This is a genomic window from Halomonas binhaiensis, from assembly GCF_008329985.2.
Lineage (GTDB): Bacteria > Pseudomonadota > Gammaproteobacteria > Pseudomonadales > Halomonadaceae > Halomonas > Halomonas binhaiensis.
On the sequence record NZ_CP038437.2, the window covers coordinates 1,710,479 to 1,734,514 of the forward strand.

Here is a 24,036-nt window from a genome sequence, read left to right on the forward strand (position 1 = left end):
GGGAGATAGCATGAGTATTCTGGTCCTTGCCGAACATCACGATGGCCAGCTGGCCGATGCGACGGCCCACGTGGTGGCGGCAGCACAGGCTATCGGTGGTGATATCGACGTCCTCGTCGCAGGCGAGAATGTAGCCGCCATTGCGGAGGCGGCAGCCTCGCTTGACGGCGTGAGCAAGGTGCGCGTGGCCGACCACGCCGTGTATGCGCATCAACTGGCCGAGCCCCTGGCGGATCTGCTCACGGCGATGGCCGGTGACTACAGCCATGTGCTGGCGGCGGCTTCCACCACGGGCAAGAACGTGCTGCCGCGCCTGGCGGCACTGAAGGATGTGGCGCAGATTTCCGAGATCATTGCGGTCGTCAGCGCCGATACCTTCCAGCGTCCGATCTATGCCGGTAATGCCATTGCCACGGTGCAGAGCAGTGATGCGCTCAAGGTCATTACCGTGCGTCCCACGGCCTTCGATGCAGTGGGCCAAGGTGGTTCCGCGAGCGTCGAAGCTGTGGATGCCGTGGTCGACAACACCCAGTCCCGCTTCGTTGGTGAAGAGCTGGCGCAGAGCGATCGTCCGGAGCTGGGAGCCGCCAAGGTGGTCATCTCGGGTGGGCGTGGTATGGGTAGCGGCGATAACTTCAAGCTGCTCGACGGGATTGCCGACAAGCTGGGCGCTGCCATCGGCGCCTCGCGCGCGGCGGTGGATGCCGGCTTCGTGCCCAACGACATGCAGGTCGGTCAGACCGGCAAGATCGTGGCGCCGGAGCTGTACATCGCCGTCGGCATCAGCGGCGCCATCCAGCACCTGGCCGGGATGAAGGATTCCAAGGTCATCGTGGCGATCAACAAGGATGAAGAGGCGCCGATCTTCTCGGTGGCTGACTATGGTCTGGTGGCAGACCTGTTCGAGGCACTGCCCGAGCTTGAGAGCAAGCTGTAAGCTTTAAGAGCTACGAGCTACGAGCTACGAGCTACGAGCTACGAGCTACGAGCTACGAGCTAGCTAAGAGAGCTATCACCCCCGTCGGGATATCCCGGCGGGGGTGTTGTGTTTAGAGGGGGGTATTTTACTCCGTCGTTGATGCGGTGTGTCATGGGGAGGGAGTTGCTCTCATTGATAATAATTCGTGTTTCAGGTAGTGTTCCGGGCATCTTCGCGCAGCCATGAGCCGGGATGCTGTCCGGGGGAATGGGGCGCGTTCGAATGTATTGGAGGCGTAAGGTGATGTCGCGAATTCCAACGACGCGTCGCAATGGCGGCGTGCGTCGAGTGCTTCCGGGCGCTCTACCTGCTCTGGGGCTATTGCTGGCCTCCTTCAGTGTCGTGGGGCCGGTCTCGGCGCAATCCGAGCTGGAGCAGGAGGCGCTGCAGGCCCAGCAGACCCAGGCAGAGTTGCAGGCCAAGATTGATGCAGCTGATGAAAGTGTGCGCGAGCGTATTGCTGAGCTGCGCCAGGCCGAGGAAGAAGCTCGCCGCCTGGAAAGCTACAACCATGCCCTGGCGCCTCAGGTCGAGAGTCTGGAGCAAAAGCTGGGCGAGCGAGAAAACGCGATCGCGACATTGGCCGAAACCGGTGAAGCGCTGCCTGGCCTGCTGAATGACATGACCGAACGCCTCTCCGCATGGGTCGAGCAGGATATCCCTTTCCTGCGCGATGAGCGCCTTGCCCGTGTCGCCTCGCTTGAATCCGACTTGGTCAACCCTTCCTTGAGTGACTCGGCCAAGCTCGAGAAAGTGCTGGGTGCCTGGAAGGCGGAGCTGAACTATGGTCGCGAGCTGGATGCCTGGCGCAGTACTCTCGACGATGAGGGAGGCCGTCAGGTGGATTTCCTGCGCATGGGTCGGGTGGGTTGGTATTACCTGACGCCAGATGGCCAGGAAGGTGGCGTCTGGGATGTCGCCAGTTCCGAATGGAAGCCGCTTGATGCGGGTGCCCGCAAAGAGCTGGCCAAGGGACTGCGCATTGTCCGCGACCAGAGGGCTCCGGAGCTCTTGAATCTGCCACTGTCCCAGCCGCTTTCCGCCGCTGCAGAGTCTCAGGCGCAGGAGGGTCGTTCATGAGTTTCACTTTCCAGCCCTCGATGGTGATCAAGCCGCTGAGTGCCGCAATCCTTGCTTCCGCCCTGGCCTGGAGCAGTAGCTCCGCATTGGCGCAGCAAGACGACTCGGCCCAGTCTCCCGAGACGGGCTCTGCATTGACCACGCTGCGTGCAGAAAGGCAGGCAGCGGAAGCGCGTGACAATGCCCGCCTGGCAAATCTGGTTGACGATAGCGAGGCCCTGGAGTCAGCGCTGGCACAGGCTCAGGAAAAGCTGGCGGCCGCTCGCGAGCGTCGTGAAACGCTTGAAGCGAGTCAGCAGGAACTCAATCAATCGCTGGCGGAGATCGATGCCCAGCGTGAGTCCGCAGGTGGCGATCTCGATGCGGTCTTTGGCGTCGTGGCGGGCTCCAGTGGCGAGTTGCGTGATGAACTCAATGGTGAGTGGTTGACACTGGGCGGAGCGGCTGAATTGCCTCCGCGCCTGGAAGATGACGCCATTCTCACTTCAGGCCAGATCGAGACTCTGGCGGATAGCCTGATGGGGCTGACCGCAGAAACAGCCAAGGTGCGTGAGCTGAATGCTCCGGTAGCCGCAGCCAATGGTGATGTCAGCGACCAGCAGGTAGTCCGTGTGGGTAACCTGGTGGCCTTCAGTCAGGGGCAGTTATTGCAGCGTCAGGGGCGTGATGGCCTGTTGGCACCGGCCGGACATACTCCGGCCTCTGTGGCAGAGGAACTGAAAGCCTTCGATGCCGGTAACGGCAATGTAGTTCCGGTAGACCCTACTGGAGGACAGGTGCTGCAGGCGCTGGCCCAGCAGCCGACGCTGTGGGAACGCTTCCAGCAAGGTGGCGCCGTGGGCTGGGTCGTGGTGGTGCTGGGGGCTGTTGGCCTGATCATTGCGCTGTTCCAGTACCTGTATCTGACCAGGCTCAGTGTGACAACGCGTCGTCAGATCGCTGACATGGATAACCTGCGTGAAGACAACCCGCTGGGCCGTGTGCTCAAGCGTTTCCATGCCTTTGGTGCTGGTCATGCCCCCGAAGCGCTGGAAGCACGCCTGGATGAAGCCATGCTGGCTGAGCAGCCGCGCATCGAAAGAGGGCAATCCCTGGTCAAGATGCTCGCAGCAGTGGCGCCGCTGCTGGGCCTGTTGGGCACGGTGACGGGCATGATCGTGACCTTCCAGTCGATTACGGTATTCGGGACCGGCGATCCGCAACTGATGGCTGGCGGTATCAGTCAGGCCCTGGTGACGACGGTGCTGGGCCTGGTCACGGCAGTGCCGCTGCTGTTTGCACATACTGCGCTCTCCAGCCGCTCCCGAGCACTGATCGGCATCATGGAAGGGTGTGCCAGTGCGGTACTGGCGGACCGTCTTGAAAATGATCGTGTCGCCAGCGATGCCACTGATGCTCAGGTGAAGCGCCATGCCCTGGTTTGAGCTGCTGTTCAGGGCATGGCTCGATACGCTGACACGCTTTGTCGATGCCGGCGGCCCGGTACTGGTGGTGATCGGAGTGGTCGCGATGCTGGTATTTGCCGTAGGGGTGGAGCGCTTGTGGTTCTTCCACTTCCATTACCGCCCAGCCCGGCGTGACCTGGTCGAGCGCTGGGTGTCTCGTGCAGAGCATGCCAGCTGGAGTGCCCGGACGCTGCGGGAGGTGTGGGTCAGCGAACTGATCCGCCGCCTGCGTCGCCCTTTGCCCTGGCTCAAGCTGCTGGTCATCGTGTGCCCGCTGCTGGGTTTGCTGGGTACAGTGACGGGCATGATCACGGTATTCGACAGCCTGTCCCTGGCTTCCAGCAATCAGGCCAGGGCCATGGCGGATGGTGTCGCCAGGGCGACCCTGCCTACATTGACCGGTATGGCTGTGTCGGTGGTAGGGCTGTTGCTGATCACCCGACTGGAACACATCATTCGGCGCGAGGACCAGAGGCTGCATGATCGCCTCGCTCGGGCCGCGGAGGACGCCCATGCGTAGGCGCAGGCTATTGGCCAATACGGACGAAGCCAGTGAGATCAACCTGACTCCAATGCTCGACGTGGTCTTCATCATGTTGATCTTCTTTATCGTGACCACCAGCTTCATCAAGGAAAGTGGAGTGGAGATCGAGCGTCCTGAATCGAGTGCTGCCAGCGCCCGGCCCAATGTGCAGGTCCTGGTGGCGGTCACGCAGGAAGGTTCGGTTTGGGTTGACGGTAACCCGGTCGACATTCATCGCGCCGGAACCATGGTGGCGAGCATGCTCAGCGAGGACGGCAGTGTCGTGGTGCAAGCGGACAGCAATGCGCCGACGGGAGCGCTGCTGAAGGTTCTGGACGGTCTGCGCGATGCGGATGTCGAGAACGTGGCAGTGGCTGCTGACAGGAGCGCCGGTCAATGAGGCGTGTGGTATCCCTGATATTGGGGGCGGGGATCGCGTTCGGGCTGTTTGTCGCACTGGCCTTGTTGGTGGTGCCGCCGGAAGCCGAGCCTGAACTGCGCGAAGAGATCACCGTGGAGTTGACCGATGCACCGGCACCTGAAAGTGAACAGCCGGTAGAAGCAGCATCTGCCTCCGTACCGCCCCCGCCACCAGTAGCGGCCACGCCACCGCCGCCAGCTCCGGCCCCCAATGTGGACAGCAATGTGCAGCTTCCCGACCCGGAAGTGCCAGCGCTGGATGCACCTGCACCGCAGCTGGACAGTGCCTTGCCCGAGCTGGTGGAAACACCACCGCCACCTAAGCCGCAGCCCAAGCCACAACCGCAACCTGAGCCGACACCTCAGCCCGTGGCAACGCCTGCACCGAGCCCGGCACCTGTGCCTTCTTCTGTGCCATCGTCAGCTCCGGCAGCGACCAGTGCATCGGCGCCTAGTGCAGCGGCGCCGGCATCCAATGAGCCGGTGGCGATAGGGGAGTCAGCGGTAGTGAGTATGACCAAGCCAACCTATCCGAATCGAGCAAGGCGCCGTGGCATTGAAGGATATGCCAGTGTCGATATCATCGTCCGCCCGGATGGCTCCGTGGATACAGGGCGGAGTCGCATCGTAGATGTAGAGCCGAGAGGGGTATTCGAGCGTGAGGTGGAAAAGGTGATGCCGACCTGGCGCTTTACTCCTGGGCAAGGGGTGCGTCGCTTCACCAAGACATTCAAGTTTGAGATGAAAGAGTAGGCAGCTTGTGATGAAGATGCGCTTCAGATGTTTCCTGCTTGTAGCCTCTGCCGGCCTGGTGCTGGCTGCTTGCCCCGCTGTCGCTGCTCCCACACTGTCTGGCGAGTTGATATCCGACCTCAAGAACCTGGAAAGCCGCCTGTCGTCGGATCCTTCCGGGGTCGAAAGCCAGGCGAGCCAGCAGGCTGAGCGCTTGAGTGGCGGGAATGCGTCCGACCGCTGGGCCGGCGCCTTGTATCTGCAACTAGCCGCAGGGGCAGAGGCGGCTCAGGAAAAATATGCTGAAGCCGCAGATCATCTGGCTCAGGCCCGGAATGTGTCGGGTGTAGACACGTCGCAGCGCGATCGCTGGCAGCGTGAAGAAGCCGGATTGCGTCTGCAGGCAGGCCAGAAGGACCTGGCCGGTGAGTTGTTGTCGGACTGGCTACAGCGCCATGAGGATGGCGATAGCCTGTGGCTGATGGCGCAGCTGGCTGCCGAAAGCGAAGATTGGGAGATGGCCGCGGATTGGGTGGAGCGTGCCCAGCAGGCGGGTGGTGACATGAGTGCCAAGCGTCTGGCCTTTGCATCAGCAGTGATGCAGCGCAGTGGCCGCCTCGATCAGGCACTTGCTGTGCTCCAGACCCAGCTTGATCAGGCGGGAGATGACCCGGAGGCCTGGCGACGGGCGGCTGCGCTGGCCCAGAAGGCTGGGGATCCGGTGCGTGCTGCCGCACTGTGGGAAGCGGCCTGGCGCAAGGGGCTGCTTAGCGGTGATGATGACCTGGAGCGGCGTATCAATCTGCATCTGGCTGCCGGTACTCCCGCGCGGGCGGCGGAAATCCTCGAACAGGCGCTGGCAGAAGGCACATTAACGGATGATGATGCCCATCAGCGCCAGTTGGCTGAGGCCTGGCACCAAGCCAGGGATCGCGACAAGGCCTTGGCTGCCTGGCAGAAGCTCGCCACATCCAGCGATAAGGCAGATGACTGGCTGCACCTCGGCCAGTTGGCTCTGGCCTGGGGCAAGGAATTACTGGCCAAAGAAGCCCTGACCAAGGCTGAGCAGGGCGGCGCAGCTGAGGCAGAGAAGTGGCTGGCCGTACTGGGCAATGCGCAGGATTCGAAGGAAGCTCCGTCCCCATCCCCATCCCAGCGCCAATAACGCACAATCCCGGGTCCAGGCCCGGGATTGTTGTATCAGGTGTGCTGCTCAGACGTCTCTTCTGTGCTATCGGCCTGTTCTATCAGGACATTCAGCCTACAGGACATTCAGACTAGACGTCGAATTCCGTCCACACTGGCGCATGATCGGAAGGCTTCTCCATACCGCGCAGATCATAATCGATACCGGCCGCACTGACTTTCTCGGTCAGCGGTGCGGTCGTCAGAATATAGTCGATGCGCAGACCCCGCTTGGGTTCGCGGTCGAATCCCTTGGAGCGATAATCGAACCAGCTGAAGCGGTCATTCACCTCGGGATGGCAAGCGCGAAAGCTGTCGTAGAGCCCCCAGCCCTTGATACCTTCCAACCACTCGCGTTCCACCGGTTGAAAACTGGTCTTGCCTTCACGCAGCCAGCGCTTGCGGTTGTCCTCTCCGATGCCGATGTCGATATCCTGCGGAGAGATGTTGAAGTCGCCCATCACGGCCAAGCGTTCCTCGGGAGAGTGACGCTCGCTGAGCAGTCGTTGCAGCTGCGCATAGAAGGCGCGCTTGTGGGGAAACTTGGTGGGGTGGCTGATGTTCTCGCCCTGAGGGAAATACCCGTTATAGACCCACACGGGTTGTCCGTCTTCCCCTTTGATACGAGCGCCAATCCAGCGGCGCTGGGCATCCTCTCCATCGTCGGGGAAGCCGTGGACGACTTCCTCTGGTGCCTGGCGAGTCAGAATGGCAACGCCGTAATGGCCCTTCTGTCCATGGAAGTGCACGTGGTAGCCCATGGCTTCGACGGCTTCCCTGGGGAATTCATCATCATGCACCTTGGTTTCCTGAAGGCCGATCAGGTCCGGTTGGTGAATGGCAATCAACGCCTCAAGCTGATGCAAGCGGGCACGCAGTCCATTGATGTTGAAGGATACCAGACGCATTATTCTTCTCCGTCCTTGGGGGCGTTGGGTTGATCCGTCGTGGGCGCTGCCGTGTCATCCTGACGCTGCGGGTGAATGTCGATATCAGGGGCGGATTGCTGGCGCTCCAGGCGTCGCATGGCCTGAATCTTGCGCTGCTGGCGCTTCTTCTGTGTGAAGCGACGCGACGAAGTGACCTGATCGGGATTTTCTTGGCGCCACTGCTTGTAATCCTTGCGGCGGCCAGTACGGATTGTCACCTTATCGGCCAGCGAGCGGGTTTTCTTACGGCGTGTCATGACGCAACTCCTCTTTCGTTGCGCGCATTCTAGCAGCCTGCAGGCATGATTCGACAGGAAATGGAATGTAAAGGGATGCAGTTAAATGGGCTGAAACGCTCAGAGGCTGGTACAATGCCCGCTTCGTTTCTTTTACCTTTTCTCCGCAACGGATACACAGCACAGCCTATGAGCGAGTCGGAACAGACCTCCACACCGGCCGAGAGCCATAAGCCCAAGCGCCGTCGTCGCAAGCCGCGTCGTCGTCAATCGAATTGGGACCTGCGCCAGTTCAAGGTACCTGCTGTCGCGGGTAAGTGGCGGTTCCATGACTTCGATCTGCCGCTGCCGCTGATGCGTGCCATTCACACGCTGGGCTTTGAGTACTGCACACCGATCCAGGCCGAAGCCTTGACCCAGACTCTGCTGGGAGGTGATGTCGTTGGCAAGGCGCAGACCGGTACTGGCAAGACAGCCGCTTTCCTGATTTCCATGCTGGCCTACTTCCTCGAAGAGGAAACACCAGATGGGCAGAAGTCGGGCGCGCCCCGTGCGTTGATCCTGGCACCAACCCGGGAGCTGGCTTTGCAGATCGAGAAGGATGCCAAGGCACTGGCACGCTACACCTCGCTGAAGGTGACTAGTGTCGTGGGTGGCATGGACTACCAGAAGCAACGTGATGGGCTAAATGGCCCGGTTGATATTCTGGTGGCCACGCCAGGCCGCCTGCTTGATTTCCATCAGAAGCGTGATATCGATCTCAGCCAGGTCGAAGTCCTGGTTCTGGATGAGGCCGACCGCATGCTGTCGATGGGCTTCATCCCGGACGTCAAGCGCATCATTCGTTATACGCCCAAGCCTCAGGAGCGACAGACCTTCCTGTTCTCCGCGACGTTTACCGAAGATATCCTCAACCTGGCCAGCCAGTGGACCCATGAACCGGCCCACGTGGAAATCGCCGTGTCTGTCGAAAACGCTGCCGATATTGATCAGCGTGTCTATATGGTCGGTGATGCTGACAAGCAGCGCTTGCTGGTTAAATTGCTGCAGCAGGAAGACTTCGAGCGCGTGATGGTGTTCGGCAATCGTCGCGATCTGGTGCGCAACCTGCTTGATCTGCTCAAGAAAGCCGATATCAATGTTGCCATGCTGTCTGGCGATGTTGCTCAGAACCAGCGTATTCGCACACTGGAGCAGTTCCGAGAGGGCGAAGTGCAGGTCCTGGTAGCGACAGATGTAGCGGGTCGTGGCATTCATATCGATGATGTCAGCCATGTGATCAACTACACCTTGCCGGAAGATCCTGAAGACTACGTGCATCGTATTGGACGTACCGGCCGCGCAGGTGCCAAGGGAGTCTCCATCAGTTTTGTCGGTGAAGAGGATGCGTTCTCCCTGCCGGAGATCGAGCGCTTCATCGGTGACAAGCTGCCGTGTGAGCATCCGCCTGAAGGCTTGCTGTAAGTCCACTTGCCGTAAGCAAGATGTGGAGGTGTCACCCCGTGGCACCTCCCTGTTCTCTCTTGTGACTCGTCGCCCTGTGACCGGGACGCCCATGCTGGACGAAAATGCTTGACGAAACCCTCAAGAGCGATATCCAGAGCGCCTACCGGCGCATGCTGGACGGCCTCGACCTGACGCCGCGCTACGGTCAGCGGCTGATGATTGCAGAAATTTCACGCACCCTGGCCAACATCGAGAGCGATGATGCCGGAAAGCGCGTCAGTGACGAGCATGTCTGCGTACTGGAAGCGGGTACCGGGACAGGCAAGACGCTGGCCTATCTGCTTTCGGCGCTGCCTGTGGCTCAGGCGCGGGGCAAGCGTCTGGTGCTGGCCACGGCAACCGTCGCCTTGCAGGAGCAGGTGCTGCACAAGGATCTTCCTTCCTTGCAGGCCCATAGCGGGCTGTCTTTCCACTTTTCCCTGGCCAAGGGGCGTGGGCGCTATATCTGTGTGGCCAAGCTTGATCAGGCCATGGACGGAGGAGAGGAGAATCCGACGCTGTCCTTGTTCGAGCAAAGCCTCGATGCGGCTCATGGGGACGACTTCAAGGCCTTGGTCAAGGCCATGGGCGAAGCCTATGGCAATGGGCGTTGGGAAGGCGATCGCGACAGCTGGGATGCCTCCATCGACGATGCCCATTGGCGGCGCCTGACGGTCGACCATCGCCAGTGCACCAATCGGCGCTGCGGGCATTTCGGTGCCTGTGCTTTCTTTCGCGCCCGGCGCGGACTCGATGAGGCCGACGTGATCGTTGCCAACCACGACCTGGTGCTGGCTGATCTGGCGCTTGGCGGTGGTCGGGTATTGCCGGATCCTGCTGAATGCATCTATGTGTTCGATGAAGGCCACCACCTTGCTGACAAGGCGATCCAGCACTTTACCCATCGCTTCAGTGTTGGTGGGACCTTGCGCTGGCTGCGCAATCTCAAAGGGTCGCTGACGGAGCTCAATACGGCGCTTGGCGTGCAGCCGACCCTGGGACGGCTGCTGGCGACGCTACCAGGCATGATTGAAGCGCTGGAGCCGCGCCTGGGTGAGGCATTTGCGCTGGGGCATCAGTTGGCCGAACGGCCGCATGGCCTGACGGATGATGAAGAGCATGCCGTGTACCGCTTTGAGATGGGGCGGGTGCCGGAGGGGCTCCGACAGCATGCCGATGGCCTGGTGACGATGTTTGCCGAGCTGTGTCGCAGTCTGGAAAACATGACCGATATCCTGCGCGAGAGTCTGGATCCTGAAAAGGGGACTGGTCTGGCCAAGGAGCAGGCCGAGGCCTGGTTGCCCTTGTTGGCGCTGCTGCATGGCCGTGCCTTGGAAGCCCATGCGTTGTGGGAGGCCTATGCCAAGCAGGATCCGGCAAATGAGCCGCCTTGGGCGCGCTGGCTCAGTCTGGAGTGTTATCAAGGTGAGTCAGAGCTGGCATTTTCAGCCAGCCCGGTCTCCGCAGCCCACACTCTTGCCAGCTCACTGTGGGGGCGCTGCTATGGGGCAGTGGTCACTTCGGCCACTTTGACCGCTCTGGGGCGCTTCGAGCGCCTGCAGGAACGTGCGGGATTGGCCAACCGTTATCGCTACCAGCGTTTGCCCAGCCCATTCGATTATTCCCGCGCAGTCCTGAGTGTTCCCCAGGAAGCGCGGGATCCTGCTGACCGAGAAGGGCACGAACAGGCCATTGTCGATTTTGTCGAGGCCATCGGGACCGACGAGGCCGTCTTGGTGCTGTTCTCCTCTCGTGCGCAGTTGAGGGCGGTAGAGAAGGCACTGTCTCGCGAGCGACGTGATCAAGTGCTGGCACAGGACCGGCTGCCCAAGCGCGAGCTGGTGGAGCGGCATCGGGCCCGGATAGATGCTGGCGAGGGCAGTATTCTATTTGGCCTGGCCAGCTTTGCTGAAGGTATCGATCTACCAGGCAAGTACTTGACGCATGTAGTGATCACGCGTTTGCCGTTTGCCGTGCCTGACGACCCGGTAGGTGCGACCCTTGCCGAGTGGATCGAGAGCCAGGGAGGCAATCCTTTCATGCGTATCAGCGTTCCGGATGCATCGGTGAAGCTGGTGCAGGCCTGCGGTCGCTTGATCCGCAAGGAGGCCGATGAAGGGCGCATCACCTTGCTCGATCGTCGTGTACTGACACGCCGCTACGGGGGAGCTCTGCTGGATGCTCTGCCGCCTTTTGTGCGGGAAATCGACGGGGTCAGGCAGGCCATGTGAAACGCCCGCCTTGGCGGCGGGCGCAGGATATCATGCTGCTGCTCGCCGCCCAGGGGCGGCGATGCAGGTCAGGCAATCCGTTTGGAGAGAACCGGCAGCAGTCGTTCGTGCATGCTGCGCAAGGCATCGACCGTGGTATCCCAGTCGATACAGGCGTCCGTGACGGAAACACCGTAGGCCATCTTGGAATGGTCTTCGAGAATCTTCTGGCTTCCCCAGCCGATATTGGACTCGACCATCAGGCCAATGATGGAGCGATTGCCATCGAGAATCTGGTGTGTGGCGTTTTCCAGTACCAGGGGTTGTAGCGCGGCATCCTTGTTGGAGTTGGCGTGGGAGCAGTCGATCATGAGGTTGGGCTTGATGCCTGCCTTCTTCAGTTCCTGCTCGGCTAGCGCCACACTGACGCTGTCATAGTTGGGCTTGCCATTGCCTCCGCGCAATACCACGTGCGCATAGGCATTGCCACGTGTACGGATGATCGCGACCTGGCCTTTGTGGTCGATACCAAGGAAATTGTGTGGATGTGCTACGGACTGTAGTGCATTGACCGCCACATCCAGGCTACCGTCGGTACCATTCTTGAAGCCGACTGGGCAGGAGAGGCCGGAGGACATCTCACGGTGTGTCTGGGATTCCGTAGTGCGGGCACCGATGGCCGACCAACTGATACAATCCTGCAGATACTGCGGAGAGATGGGGTCCAGGGCCTCGGTAGCCAACGGCAGGCCAAGCTCGGAAAGTTCGACCAGCAAGCGGCGGGCAATATGCAGGCCTTCTTCGATCTCGAAGGAGCCGTTGAGGTGGGGATCGTTGATCAGCCCCTTCCAGCCCACCGTGGTGCGCGGCTTTTCAAAGTAGACGCGCATGACGATGTACAGCGTATCCTTGACCTCGTCGGCCAGGCGGCGCAGGCGGCGAGCATAGTCAAGGGCGGCGTCTACATCGTGGATGGAACAAGGACCCACGACCATCAACAAGCGCGGATCCTTGCCATCGAGAATGTTCTGGATGGTCTCGCGGCCCTTGAGTACCGTGGCCTCGGCTTCTGCCGAGAGAGGAACTTCCTTCTTGAGCTGGTCGGGCGTGATGAGAACGTCCTGGGACAGGACATTGAGGTTGTTCACCTGCTGGTCGGACATTGAGGTTACCTTGTGTGTATCGTGTCAGCGCTGATGCGCTATTGTATTCCGCTTACTATCCCTTTGGGAAAGGCCAAATTCAATTGTCATTCTGTGCCATGGAGGAACTATCGTAATGAAAACGTGTCCCATCGCGGCAATGAACGGGCTGGTACAGGGCTCTTGATGCGAACGCAGGAAACAGCAACACTTGGGCCTTTTGCCATGACGAGCTCCATGATTCGAATGCAGACAATGGTTGGCAGACGCAATATCGCCCCGGCCCGTGGTCCGGCGCTTCCATCCCGGCTCACGCGGGGAGGAGTTGCATGACAACTAAAGAAACTGATCAGCAACTGGTGGAGCGCGCCCAGAAAGGGGATACACGCGCTTTCGACCTGTTGGTGAAGAAATATCAGCACAAGATTCTCGGCCTGATCGGCCGCTATATCAGCGATCATGCAGAAGTACAGGATGTCGCTCAGGAAGCGTTCATCAAGGCATATCGTGCCTTGGGCAAGTTTCGTGCCGAAAGCGCCTTCTACACCTGGATGTATCGTATTGCCATCAATACGGCCAAGAATCACCTGGTATCCAGGGGGCGGCGTCCGCCGGGAAGTGATCTGGACATCAATGACGCAGAGATCATTGACATGAGTGGCCGACTATCCGATATCGAGACACCGGAAGCCGCCATTGCCAGGGACCAGCTGGAAGAGGCCGTGTTCGAAGCGATCGAGAACCTTCCCGATGATCTGCGTACGGCCATCACCCTGCGCGAGCTGGATGGCCTCTCCTATGAAGATATTGCTCAGATCATGGACTGCCCGGTAGGGACCGTGCGCTCGCGTATTTTCCGGGCTCGGGAGGCTGTGGATCAGCACATCCAGCCGCTGGTCACCACGTCGCGCAATGCGGAATCGGTGCCGGAATAGAAGGTGGCGAATTCGCTGGATTTCACGGGTTGTGACAGGATGAGGGATGAAAGTCCCCATTTTTTTCAAATTGGGATGAACTGTTTCGATGATCGAGCGTCTTATTCAGTGACCGATCCACAAGGGCCAACGCGGGATCTAACGTTCCCTGGTCCATGACGGGTGAACTTGTGGCCGTTGGATTTGCAGGTGATATGTCTTCAATGGTTGATAGCTCTTCAATGGTTGATAGATCAGTTGGCAGTGATGGGTCTGTGGCTGATGGTCCTGTAGCTTATGGTCTTGTAGACAGGTTAACGGATCAAGCGCAGCATTTCGTCGATATGAGGTGTGAAGAATGAGTCTGAACGCACGGGAATCGCTTTCAGCCCTGATGGATAATGAGGGTGATGAGCTCGAGTTGCGCCGAGTTCTCAAGTCTCTGGAAAGTGACAGTGGTGCCGCCCAGCGCTGGCGACGCTATCACCTGGCGCGCTCCGCCCTGCGTCGCGAGACTGAAGGCCACCCTGGAATTGATATCTCTGCCGGTGTCATGGCTCGTATTGAGCAGGAGCCAGCCCCCTTCGGTGAAGCAGGTCTTGCCGACGACCAGCATCATGCGGCTGCCCGAGCGAGGGGAGGCATGAGCTTCGCGCGTGGCGCTGGCATTGCCGCTGCTGTGTCGTTGATGGTCATCAGTGGCGTGCAGTTCTACAACGGCTCCCTGAATGATCCCGGGGCGGGTATAGAAGGCGTTGCGTCCTCGGGAACATCCGGCGGTGATGGCCTTGATATGGCCAGCACCTCGGCAGCCAACGATGCCGCGGCACCCGTTGCAGCTTCGAATGGCTCTACCGCCATGCCGTCATTGGCAGAGCTGCCATTGTTCAACAATGGAGCAGCGGGTCAGGCTTCCAGTGGGCTGATGACGGTAGGTGCTTCACCGATGTTCCTTGCGCCATCTGTGCAACAGTCAATGCGTGGAGAGCAGGCGCAGGCTCAAGCACGGTTGCTGCAGTCATATCTTGAGCGTCATGCTCAGGGCGCGGCTTTCAGCGGTGCCGACAACTGGATGCCAATGTTGCGCGAAGTGCATGAACCGCGCTGAGTTGGTCTGAGCAAGGGCGCACTCTTGTGCGCCCGCTCTTGTGTGCTGAATGGTATGGCTCTGCTGAGGGCTCTCGCTGAGAGCAGCGATGCTTTAGCCTGTTGACATACCGAGGGTTCTGAGGAGGCTCCATGCCTTTCTTCGGGTCTGGTCGTGCACTATTGGTAGTGTCGGCCGTCTCTCTATTTGGCCTATGCTATGCCGCAGCTCCCGCTCTGGGGGCTGATGTTGAAAATCCCACTAATGCTTCTTCCCGCACCGACTCAGGGGCAACTGTGCCCGGAGTGCAGAGTGTCTTCGATTGTCGTGCGTTGAATGATGCTCCGTCGGCGCATACACCTGTGCAATGGTTCGAGCGTAGCATCTGGGCCGCTCACTGTTATGTGTATGAGGCACGGGCCGTGCGTATCAGTGGCCCGAATGTGGTCAGTCTTTCTCTTTCCAGGGATATCCGCGATGGTGTCGAGCGTGATCGTCTGCACATCCTCGATGGCCCGAGCCGATCATTGGTGCGGGAAGGTGGCACTGCACGTTTTCAACTGAGCGAGTCGGGTGACGCAGCGGCTCCGGCATCGCCGGAAGCCCTGGCTGCCCATCTTGGGAAGTTATATCGCTTTCAGTTCGACGGTCAGGAGCGCATTGCCAATCGAACAGCGCTCAGGTTGCTGATGCGACCTGCTGACGATATGCGCTATGGCTATCATTTATGGCTTGATCAGGCCACCGGCCTGGTGCTCAAGAGAGTATTGCTGGATGAGCAGGGTAGGCCGCTGGAAACCTACCAGCTGGTGGAGCTGACACCACCAGAGCTATATGACGGAGAGGTGCGCTTGCGACAGCCTGTTTCCAGTGCAGAACCTAGCTGGAAGCCAAGCTGGTTGCCTCCGGGGTTTGTTGCCCAGCCTCTGATGTCCATGGTCGGAGTGGAGGGAGTGTCGCGACAGCATCGTTTCTATAGTGATGGCCTGGTGACGATCAGCCTCTTTGTCGAACCCGTGCCTGAAGATGGCGGCTTGCGGCCTGGAGTGCACCAGCTAGGAGCCAGCTATGCGGCGGTGAAGCATCTGGAAGAGGGCGATGCTCAGATGCAGGTAGTCGTGGTGGGGGAGTTGCCCCCTGAAATCCTGGTGCGAGTGGCCGATAGTCTTGAGTATTCTCGTAAGGCTTCCCGTAATGGTCTTAGCCAGGATTCCTCTAGCCGTCAGGATGCACTGGAAGGGAGGTCGTCATCATGAGATCGTTGATTGTTGTCATGAAGCCGGCGATGAGTATCCAGAATTGAAAATTTATTTCCGGATCAATGAACCTTTTCAGGCTTGGGTGGTAATTGATAATGCAGCCTCTGTGTTGTAGCTATCTTGTTTTAGTCAGTTCATCGTATTCATCGCATATAGTGCTAAGCAGGAGCCCTGAATGAAGCCTCTGACTCGCAGTCTTTCCATGTGGACGGCACTTGCTGTCGGGCTGGTTTTCGCCCAGAACAGCATGGCTAGGGAACTTCCGGATTTTACTCAATTAGTGGAAGATGCAGCCCCTGGAGTGGTCAATATTTCAACAACACGAACAGCAGAGAGTTATCGTACACCTTTTGGTAATTTCGGTGGCCAGGACGTGCCTGAGATTTTCCGCCATTTCTTTGGTGACCGTTTCCCCGTTCCCCCGGGGGGAGGGCATACCGAAGAGCTCCAGTCCCTGGGTTCGGGCTTCGTCATTGACGAGGATGGCTACATCATGACTAATGCCCATGTGGTCGATGGGGCCGACGAAATCACTGTGCGCTTGAATGATCGCCGTGATCTGAAGGCTGAGCTGGTGGGCGAAGACAAGAAGACGGATGTGGCTGTACTCAAGGTCAATGCTCGCGATTTGCCAACGCTGAAACTGGGGGATTCCGAGGATCTCAAAGTGGGGGAATGGGTAGCTGCCATTGGTTCACCATTTGGCTTTGATCATTCAGTGACAGCAGGAATCATTTCTGCCATCAACCGCACATTGCCTCGTGATGCCTATGTGCCTTTCATTCAGACTGATGTGGCTATCAACCCAGGCAACTCGGGGGGGCCATTGTTCAATCTCGATGGTGAAGTCGTCGGTATCAACTCTCAGATCTTTACCCGTAGCGGTGGCTTCATGGGGTTATCCTTTGCCATTCCTATCAACGTGGCAATGGACGTGGCTGATCAGTTACGCACTGAAGGACATGTAACGCGTGGCTGGCTGGGCGTCATGATTCAGCCCGTGTCTCGTGATCTGGCTGAGTCCTTTGGCATGGACAAGCCTGAAGGTGCATTGATTGCCGACCTGGATCCAGAAGGGCCAGCAGCCAAAGATGGCCTGAAGGCCGGTGATATCGTGCTGTCAGTGAACGGTGAAGCCGTTGATCGTTCCAGTTCTCTGCCGCGCCTGATTGGCCAGGTCAAACCGGACCAGGACGTCGAGCTCAAGGTGATGCGAGATGGCAAGACGCTGACCCAGACGGTCACGGTGGGTGATTGGCCTGATGAGCTGAGCGGTGGTGACAGCAGTGGGCATGGTGGCCAGACCTCTCCTGCTCGCCTGGGGGTGGCGGTGCAATCCCTGAGCGATGACGAACTGGAACGTTATGGCGTAGACGCTGGTGTTCTGGTGGCTGATGTGGATCCTCGCGGTGTTGCTGCCGAGTCTGGCATTCGTCCTGGAGACATCATCGTCAGCGTCGATCAGCAGGCCGTTGAAAGTGGCCGTCAGTTGAGTGAGATCGTGTCCAAGCTGCCCAGCGACCGCGCAGTACCGGTGCGCATCTATCGCGATGGCAGCTCCTTGTTCGTTGCCCTGAGACTGGGCGACGAATAAGTTTTCTCGCCATTTTTCCGCAATGTTCTGCAGCGCCCGAGACCATTTCTCTATGGTCCGGGCGCTGTTGTTTGTAGCAGTTCAGTGCTCTCATGTCGGCTCGGGGTGCGTTGACAGGGGGATGCCGGTACAATATCGCCAACTTTCTTTGCGCGTCGCCGAAATTTCGCTTTCTTCAACCGCGAACCCTTCGCCGTCCGGCGCGTTCATATGACGGAAATACAGTGCATGTCACAAGCTGATAACCGCAAGGTAATCAACAATATACGCAACTTCTCCATTATCGCGCACATCGATCATGGCAAGTCGACGCTCTCTGATCGATTGATTCAGAGCTGTGGTGGCCTGAGCGAGCGTGAACTCAAGGAGCAGGTCCTGGACTCCATGGACCTTGAGCGCGAACGTGGCATTACCATCAAGGCTCAGTCGGTGACGCTGGATTACCAGGCGGCTGATGGTGAAATCTACCAGCTGAATTTCATTGACACCCCTGGGCATGTGGACTTTTCCTACGAAGTCTCGCGCTCCTTGTATGCCTGTGAAGGGGCGCTGCTGGTGGTGGATGCCGCTCAAGGTGTCGAGGCGCAGTCCGTGGCCAATTGCTATACCGCCATTGAGCAGGGCCTTGAAGTGTTGCCGGTGCTCAACAAGATGGACCTACCGCAGGCGGATCCGGAAAAGGTCAGCCACGAGATCGAGGAAATCATCGGTCTCGATGCCACTGATGCCTGCCAGGTTTCGGCCAAGAGCGGTTTGGGTATCAATGAGTTGCTTGAGCGCTTGGTGCGTGACATTCCGCCTCCCAAGGGAGACAAGGAAGCACCGTTGCAGGCACTGATCATCGACTCATGGTTCGATAATTACCTGGGGGTGGTATCCCTGGTACGGGTGTTCGATGGCACGCTGAAGAAAGGCGACAAGATTCGCATTCTGTCCACCGGGCGCGACTGGCAAGCCAATGAAATTGGCATCTTCACTCCGCTGCGCAAGGAAACCAATATCCTGCGCGCCGGAGAGGTTGGCTTCGTGGTCGCGGGTATCAAGGATATCCATGGTGCACCAGTGGGCGATACGATCACGCATGCCAAGACGCCGGAGGTGAAGCGCCTGCCGGGGTTCCTGAAGGTCAAGCCGCAGGTCTATGCCGGCATGTTCCCGGTCAGTGCCGATGATTACGAAGACTTTCGTGATGCACTGGCCAAGCTGGCGCTCAATGATGCTTCCCTGGATTATGAACCGGAAAATTCCGATGCCCTTGGCTTTGGTTTTCGTGTTGGTTTCCTTGGCACCCTGCACATGGAGATCGTGCAGGAGCGTCTGGAGCGTGAGTACGATATCGACCTGCTGACCACTGCACCGACGGTGGTCTACGAGCTGGCCATGAAGAATGGTGAAGAGCGCTATGTTTCCAACCCATCCAAACTGCCAGACATGGCCGATGTGGAGGAAATGCGTGAACCCATTGTTCGAGCCAGCATTCTGGTGCCTCAGGAATTCGTCGGTAATGTGATTGCCGAATGCGAAAACCGCCGCGGAACTCAGAAGGACATGCAATTCCTCGGTAGTCAGATCCAACTGACCTATGAGCTGCCGATGAGTGAAGTGGTGATGGACTTCTTCGATCGTCTCAAGTCCATCTCCAAGGGATATGCTTCCCTGGATTACAACTTCGAGCGTTTCGAGGCCGCCAAGCTCGTACGTCTCGATGTGCTTATCAATGGCGACCGGGTCGATGCGCTGGCTGTCATCATTCATCGCGACCATGCTCACTCCCGTGGCCGGGTGTTGGTGGAGAAGATGAAGGAATTGATTCCACGCCAGATGTTCGACGTGGCAATTCAAGCAGCTATCGGTGGTCAAGTCGTGGCCCGCTCCACCGTAAAGGCGCTGCGCAAGAACGTGACAGCCAAGTGTTACGGTGGTGACGTGACCCGCAAGAAGAAACTGCTGGAGAAGCAGAAGGCAGGTAAGAAACGGATGAAGCAGGTCGGCCGGGTGGAAATCCCCCAGGATGCCTTCCTTGCTGTGCTCAAGGTGAATGACTAGGAAGGACGTATATGGATTTTTCCCTGATGTTGGTGATCGCGGTGGCGGTCACGGGCCTGGTCTGGCTGGTGGGGGTGGTTTGGTGGCGGCCACGTAATGCTGCGGCGACCGCCGGGGCTGATGGTGATGGTGTTTCTGCAGCGAAGCCGCACAAGGACCCCTGGCCGATCGACTATGCGCGCTCCTTCTTTCCAGTGTTGCTGGTGGTACTGGTCGTGCGTAGCTTCATTGTCGAGCCGTTCCAGATTCCTTCTGAGTCAATGCGCCCAACCCTGGAAGTAGGGGACTTCATCCTGGTCAACAAGTTTTCCTACGGTCTGCGCTTGCCGGTGGTCAACACCAAGATACTCGACCTAGGAGAACCTGAGCGCGGTGATGTCGTGGTGTTCCGCTATCCGCAGGATCCATCTGTCGACTATATCAAGCGTATCGTGGCAGTGCCTGGTGATCATGTCAGTTATCTCGGCAAACAGCTCTACATCAATGGCGAGCCGGTGCACAAGACTCAGGTAGATGCGTCTCCCGAGGCTGCTCCCGGAAATGTCCTGTTGCGTGAGCAACTGGGAGAACACGACCATCAGATCTACAATACTCGTGGGGCCTTCAGCCCGCAGGTACGTGATGTTGTAGTGCCCGAAGGCAGCTATTTTGCCATGGGGGATAACCGAGACAACTCCAAGGACAGTCGTTATTGGGGCTTCGTTCCGGAGGAAAATGTCGTGGGCAAGGCCTTCGCTGTATGGATGCATTGGGAAGGCTTTATTCCGAGTTTCTCCAGCGTGCGCCTGATTCGTTGAGGTGTATCGCGATGAAGCCGGGCCCAAAGGCCACTGGCCTCAATTTCAACAATGAATGAGCAGGAGCGTCGTGAGCAATCCCCTGACCGCTTTTAGCCACCGTATCGGCCATGAGTTCAAGGATTCTGGACTCCTGGAGTTGGCAATGACCCATCGTAGCTACGGTGGTCGCAACAATGAACGTCTGGAGTTTCTCGGTGACTCGATTGTGAACTTTGTCATCGCTGAAGCTCTGTTCCAACGTTTTCCCGAGGCGCGTGAAGGCCAGCTTTCCCGCTTGCGTGCTCGTTTGGTCAAAGGGCAGACCTTGGCTGAGCTGGCGCGCGAGATGAGAGTTGGTGAATGCCTGCGGCTTGGCTCTGGTGAAATGAAAAGCGGGGGCCATCGCCGTGAGTCCATCCTGGCGGATGCCGTTGAAGCGGTGATCGGGGCCATTTATCTGGATGCCGGTATGGATGTGGCTCGAGCCCGTGTACTGGCGTGGTTTGCCGAGCGCCTTGGCAACATCAATCTCAAGGAGTCCCAGAAGGACCCCAAGACGCGCCTTCAGGAATTCTTGCAATCGCGTCAAGCACCACTCCCGCGTTATGAAGTGACTTCGGTGGAGGGAGAGGCGCATGCCCAGACCTTCACTGTGGAATGCCACGTGGAGGTGCTCGACAAGCATACTATTGGTAGCGGCTCCAGCCGTCGCCACGCAGAACAGCAGGCAGCCGAGCGTGCCTTGGCCCTGCTCGACCCCAAGGGAGTCAGTGCATGACCCAGACCTGTGGCTTCGTTGCCATCGTTGGTCGCCCCAATGTCGGCAAGTCAACGCTGATGAACCGTATTCTGGGGCAGAAAATTTCAATTACTTCACGTCGACCCCAGACGACACGACATCAGGTCATGGGGATCAAGACTGAAGGCGATGCCCAGTTTGTCTACGTGGATACTCCGGGTATCCATATTCTGGCCAAGGACCGCAACAAGGCGATCAACCGCTTCATGAACCAGGCTGCCGTACAGGCCTTGCGTGATGTGGACTGTGTCGTGTTCATCATCGACCGCACCCGCTGGTCAGATGAAGACCAGGTGGTTCTGCAGCGTCTTGAACATGTCGATGCCCCAGTGATCCTGGCGGTGAACAAGGTGGATCGCCTGCAGGACAAGGCCAGCTTGTTGCCCTGGTTGCAAGAGGTGGGGGCGCGGCGCGAATTTGCTGCCGTGGTGCCGATTTCCGCCAAGCACGGCACCAATGTCCCCGAACTGGAAGCTGAAATCGCCAGGCACCTTCCGGAAAGTATTCATTACTTCCCTGAGGACCAGATCACCGACAAGAGTCAGCGCTTTCTTGCCGCTGAGATGGTTCGCGAGAAAGTCATGCGCCAGCTTGGCGATGAGCTGCCGTATCAGATGACCGTAGAAGTTGAGGAGTTTCGTGATACGCCCAAGGTCGTGCACATCAGTGCTCTGATTCTGGTCGAGCGTCAGGGGCAGAAGAAGATTCTCATTGGTGAGAATGGCGAGCGCATCAAGAGCATCGGCCGAGAGGCTCGCATCGACATGGAGCGTTCTCTGGACAAGAAGGTCATGCTCAATCTGTGGGTCAAGGTCAAGCGTGGCTGGTCCGATGACGAGCGGGCTCTGAAAAGCCTGGGTTACGACCTCGACTAAGCCGTTAAGGAAACACTGATTTCATCAGTGTGAGGCTGCTGACAAAGGTCACGAGCGATGGTCAGGCAAGGAAAATCCGCCGAGAAAGCGCAGTTTACAAGGTGTAAATGAGCATTTTGAGGTGGATGTTAACACCGCATGGCCGAGCACAGTAGTTTGTCAGCAGTCTCTGTTTTCCTCTCCTCCCCGCCAACTTACAGCGCCACTTCCCATGCAGCCACAGCCGGCCTATCTGCTGCACAAGCGACCCTATCGGGAAACCAGTGCCCTGGTGGACATCCTGACCTTGAACCACGGGCGGATACGAGCCGTGGCTCAAGGTGTTCAGCGTCCGGGCAGTCGTTCACGCAGCCAGATGCAACCATTTGCGCCCTTGCATATGACATGGCAAGGGGAGCGTGAACTGAAGCGCTTGCGCCTGATCGAGTCCCGAGGTGCCGCGGCCATGCTGGTCGGAGAAGGATTGTTGTGCGGCTTGTATGCCAACGAACTGCTGACTCGTCTGTTACCCATGGAGCTGCCGGTAGCCGATGTGTTTGCTTTTTATACGGCTGCGATGACCGAGCTTACGGTGCCGGCTTCTCGGGCTCCGGCCTTGCGGCGTCTGGAAGTGGCGTTGCTGGATGCACTGGATGCTGCTCCGCGCTTTACGACTCCGGGAGGAACCACACTGGACCCTCAGGCACGTTACCGCTATGAGCCTCATAGCCGTGGCTTCACGCCTGCAGCAGAAGGCATGGATGGGCGAACCCTGCGCTTGCTGGCTCACTGTGATTGGGGAGAACCTGGCTTGGCAGGAGCTGCCAAGATCATCACCCGTGCAGCACTCGCCCCATTGTTGGGTGATCGGCCATTGCGCTCCAGAGCCTTGATGCAGAGTCTGGTCGAGCGTCGACGACAGCCCTGAGCGGTTTTTGGGAACAGCCCTGAGCGGGGTTGAGAACAGCCTGGGTTGAGGTTAAGCACGACCCGCACCAGTGTTATGATAAACCTCTTTTCTTCCGGCATAAGTGCTCAATGGCGATATGCCAGGCATGAGTGCTCACTATCCCCAGATGGAGATTGACGATGCATCCTCCTCGAATGCTGCTTGGCGTTAACATCGACCATATCGCCACCCTGCGTCAGGCCCGTGGTACCCGCTATCCGGATCCAGTTCAGGCAGCATTGTTGGCCGAGGAAGCTGGTGCCGACGGCATTACCGTGCACCTGCGTGAAGATCGCCGGCATATTCAAGAGCGCGATGTGCGTATTCTGGCCGAGGTCTTGAATACTCGCATGAACCTGGAAATGGCCGTCACAGAGGAAATGCTCCGCCTTGCTGAAGAAGTGTGCCCAGCACATGTGTGCCTGGTGCCAGAGAAGCGAGAGGAACTGACCACCGAGGGCGGTCTCGATGTGGTGGGGAATTTCGATGTGGTGAGTGCAGCATGCAAGCGCCTGGCTGAGGCGGGGAGTGAAGTTTCCCTGTTCATCGATCCTGATCCAGAGCAGATTGAGGCTGCATTGCGTGCCGGGGCTCCTGTCATCGAGTTGCATACGGGGGCCTTTGCCGATGCCGAATCAAAGGAACTGGCTGCCAAGGAATACCAACGCCTGATCGCTGCTGCGGAAATGGCAGTGGAGCTGGGAATCATTGTCAATGCCGGGCATGGTCTGCACTATCACAATGTGGAAGCCATTGCGGCCATTCCCGGGCTGAATGAGTTGAATATCGGCCATGCCATCATCGCTCGTGCCTTGTTTGTTGGCCTCAAGGAGGCTGTGTCCGAGATGAAGCGGCTGATGATCGCGGGCTATGAAGCCGGCCTGGTCGCTGCCATCGACGAGTTTGAACACGCTCATGATCATGATCACCATGACTGAATGTCCACCAGAGGGAGTGAGCGCGTGATTCTGGGCATTGGAACCGATATAGCCCGGGTCGAGCGTTTTGAAGCGGCAATGCGTCGCCATGGCGACCGTTTTGCCGCTCGAGTGCTGGGCCCCCATGAAGCACAGCGATTTGCCCAGCATGTGGCTCCGGCAGCGTTTCTGGCCAAGCGTTTTGCGGCCAAGGAAGCATTCGTCAAGGCGCTAGGCACTGGCCTGCGTGAAGGAATGCGCTGGACTGACATCCAGGTCGTCAACGATGCTTTGGGGCGGCCTTCCCTGATGCTGAGTGGCGAGGCCGCGGGTTTGGCGGAAAACCTCGGAGTGACGCGGATGCACCTGAGCCTCAGCGATGAACATGATGTGGCCGTGGCGTTTGTTGTCCTGGAAGGAGAGCTTCATCGCGAGCATTGCGAAGGAAATGCTGTCTAGGTAAATGCCGCCA

The 24,036-nt window shown here is 58.6% G+C and carries 23 protein-coding genes; 20 read left to right on the forward strand and 3 right to left on the reverse strand.

Features of this window, described 5'->3' with window-relative positions:
* Window positions 1-10: 10 nt before the first annotated feature.
* From E4T21_RS07480 to E4T21_RS07510, 7 genes are all read left to right on the forward strand, one after another.
* A complete protein-coding gene (locus tag E4T21_RS07480) occupies window positions 11-937 on the forward strand; it encodes an electron transfer flavoprotein subunit alpha/FixB family protein (RefSeq protein ID WP_149284403.1) in 927 nt (308 codons plus the stop codon).
* Window positions 938-1,222: 285 nt separating this feature from the next.
* Window positions 1,223-2,059 (forward strand): DUF3450 domain-containing protein, encoded by an 837-nt coding sequence (locus E4T21_RS07485; protein WP_149284404.1) that lies wholly within the window; start codon window positions 1,223-1,225, stop codon window positions 2,057-2,059.
* Complete coding sequence (locus tag E4T21_RS07490; protein ID WP_240349322.1) at window positions 2,056-3,483, forward strand: MotA/TolQ/ExbB proton channel family protein; 1,428 nt, start codon at window positions 2,056-2,058, stop codon at window positions 3,481-3,483. Before E4T21_RS07485 ends, E4T21_RS07490 begins: the two co-directional genes overlap by 4 nt.
* Window positions 3,470-4,024: a MotA/TolQ/ExbB proton channel family protein gene (locus tag E4T21_RS07495; RefSeq protein ID WP_149284405.1), complete on the forward strand. Its 555-nt coding sequence runs from the start codon at window positions 3,470-3,472 to the stop codon at window positions 4,022-4,024. The genes E4T21_RS07490 and E4T21_RS07495 overlap by 14 nt, the downstream gene beginning before the upstream one ends.
* Window positions 4,017-4,427, forward strand: a complete 411-nt coding sequence (locus tag E4T21_RS07500; protein WP_149284406.1) for an ExbD/TolR family protein — start codon at window positions 4,017-4,019, stop codon at window positions 4,425-4,427. Before E4T21_RS07495 ends, E4T21_RS07500 begins: the two co-directional genes overlap by 8 nt.
* A complete protein-coding gene (locus E4T21_RS07505) occupies window positions 4,424-5,200 on the forward strand; it encodes a TonB family protein (RefSeq protein WP_149284407.1) in 777 nt (258 codons plus the stop codon). The genes E4T21_RS07500 and E4T21_RS07505 overlap by 4 nt, the downstream gene beginning before the upstream one ends.
* Before the next feature lie 10 nt (window positions 5,201-5,210).
* Window positions 5,211-6,344, forward strand: coding sequence for a tetratricopeptide repeat protein (locus E4T21_RS07510; RefSeq protein ID WP_240349323.1), 1,134 nt, complete (start codon window positions 5,211-5,213; stop codon window positions 6,342-6,344).
* A 112-nt stretch (window positions 6,345-6,456) separates the two neighbouring features.
* Here E4T21_RS07510 and xthA read toward each other — a convergent pair whose 3' ends face one another.
* Together xthA and E4T21_RS07520 are read right to left on the reverse strand one after the other, a co-directional pair.
* Window positions 6,457-7,272 carry an exodeoxyribonuclease III gene (gene xthA, locus E4T21_RS07515; RefSeq protein WP_149284408.1) on the reverse strand — a complete coding sequence of 272 codons (816 nt, stop codon included), beginning with the start codon at window positions 7,270-7,272 and terminating at the stop codon, window positions 6,457-6,459.
* Entirely contained in the window at window positions 7,272-7,550 is a 279-nt protein-coding gene (locus E4T21_RS07520; RefSeq protein ID WP_149284409.1) for a hypothetical protein, read from the reverse strand. Before E4T21_RS07520 ends, xthA begins: the two co-directional genes overlap by 1 nt.
* Before the next feature lie 168 nt (window positions 7,551-7,718).
* Here E4T21_RS07520 and rhlB point away from each other — a divergent pair, with 168 nt between their 5' ends.
* Window positions 7,719-8,993 carry an ATP-dependent RNA helicase RhlB gene (rhlB, locus tag E4T21_RS07525; RefSeq protein ID WP_149284410.1) on the forward strand — a complete coding sequence of 425 codons (1,275 nt, stop codon included), beginning with the start codon at window positions 7,719-7,721 and terminating at the stop codon, window positions 8,991-8,993.
* Window positions 8,994-9,097: 104 nt separating this feature from the next.
* A complete protein-coding gene (gene dinG / locus E4T21_RS07530) occupies window positions 9,098-11,245 on the forward strand; it encodes an ATP-dependent DNA helicase DinG (RefSeq protein ID WP_149284411.1) in 2,148 nt (715 codons plus the stop codon).
* 68 nt (window positions 11,246-11,313) lie between these two features.
* On the opposite strand, the gene E4T21_RS07535 is transcribed toward dinG, so the two are convergent.
* Complete coding sequence (locus E4T21_RS07535) at window positions 11,314-12,387, reverse strand: 3-deoxy-7-phosphoheptulonate synthase (RefSeq protein WP_149284412.1); 1,074 nt, start codon at window positions 12,385-12,387, stop codon at window positions 11,314-11,316.
* A 308-nt stretch (window positions 12,388-12,695) separates the two neighbouring features.
* Between E4T21_RS07535 and rpoE the strand changes: the two genes are divergently transcribed.
* The 11 genes from rpoE (at window position 12,696) to acpS (ending at window position 24,023) form a co-directional block, all read left to right on the forward strand.
* The gene (gene rpoE / locus E4T21_RS07540) at window positions 12,696-13,301 is read left to right on the forward strand and encodes an RNA polymerase sigma factor RpoE (protein WP_149284413.1); all 606 of its coding nucleotides are present in this window, start codon (window positions 12,696-12,698) and stop codon (window positions 13,299-13,301) included.
* A 337-nt stretch (window positions 13,302-13,638) separates the two neighbouring features.
* Window positions 13,639-14,388 carry a sigma-E factor negative regulatory protein gene (locus E4T21_RS07545; protein ID WP_149284414.1) on the forward strand — a complete coding sequence of 250 codons (750 nt, stop codon included), beginning with the start codon at window positions 13,639-13,641 and terminating at the stop codon, window positions 14,386-14,388.
* A 131-nt stretch (window positions 14,389-14,519) separates the two neighbouring features.
* Window positions 14,520-15,623, forward strand: coding sequence for a MucB/RseB C-terminal domain-containing protein (locus tag E4T21_RS07550; RefSeq protein ID WP_149284415.1), 1,104 nt, complete (start codon window positions 14,520-14,522; stop codon window positions 15,621-15,623).
* Window positions 15,624-15,801: 178 nt separating this feature from the next.
* Window positions 15,802-17,220 (forward strand): DegQ family serine endoprotease, encoded by a 1,419-nt coding sequence (locus tag E4T21_RS07555; protein ID WP_149284416.1) that lies wholly within the window; start codon window positions 15,802-15,804, stop codon window positions 17,218-17,220.
* 228 nt (window positions 17,221-17,448) lie between these two features.
* Window positions 17,449-19,266: a translation elongation factor 4 gene (gene lepA, locus E4T21_RS07560; protein ID WP_149284417.1), complete on the forward strand. Its 1,818-nt coding sequence runs from the start codon at window positions 17,449-17,451 to the stop codon at window positions 19,264-19,266.
* 11 nt (window positions 19,267-19,277) lie between these two features.
* Window positions 19,278-20,063 (forward strand): signal peptidase I, encoded by a 786-nt coding sequence (gene lepB / locus E4T21_RS07565; RefSeq protein ID WP_149284418.1) that lies wholly within the window; start codon window positions 19,278-19,280, stop codon window positions 20,061-20,063.
* A 70-nt stretch (window positions 20,064-20,133) separates the two neighbouring features.
* Window positions 20,134-20,823 (forward strand): ribonuclease III, encoded by a 690-nt coding sequence (rnc, locus tag E4T21_RS07570; RefSeq protein WP_149284419.1) that lies wholly within the window; start codon window positions 20,134-20,136, stop codon window positions 20,821-20,823.
* Entirely contained in the window at window positions 20,820-21,719 is a 900-nt protein-coding gene (era, locus tag E4T21_RS07575) for a GTPase Era (protein WP_149284420.1), read from the forward strand. Before rnc ends, era begins: the two co-directional genes overlap by 4 nt.
* A gap of 211 nt (window positions 21,720-21,930) precedes the next feature.
* Window positions 21,931-22,626 (forward strand): DNA repair protein RecO, encoded by a 696-nt coding sequence (gene recO, locus E4T21_RS07580; RefSeq protein ID WP_149284421.1) that lies wholly within the window; start codon window positions 21,931-21,933, stop codon window positions 22,624-22,626.
* 161 nt (window positions 22,627-22,787) lie between these two features.
* Window positions 22,788-23,585, forward strand: coding sequence for a pyridoxine 5'-phosphate synthase (pdxJ, locus tag E4T21_RS07585; RefSeq protein ID WP_149284422.1), 798 nt, complete (start codon window positions 22,788-22,790; stop codon window positions 23,583-23,585).
* Between the two features lie 24 nt (window positions 23,586-23,609).
* Window positions 23,610-24,023, forward strand: a complete 414-nt coding sequence (acpS, locus tag E4T21_RS07590) for a holo-ACP synthase (RefSeq protein WP_149284423.1) — start codon at window positions 23,610-23,612, stop codon at window positions 24,021-24,023.
* The last annotated feature ends 13 nt before the right edge of the window (window positions 24,024-24,036 follow it).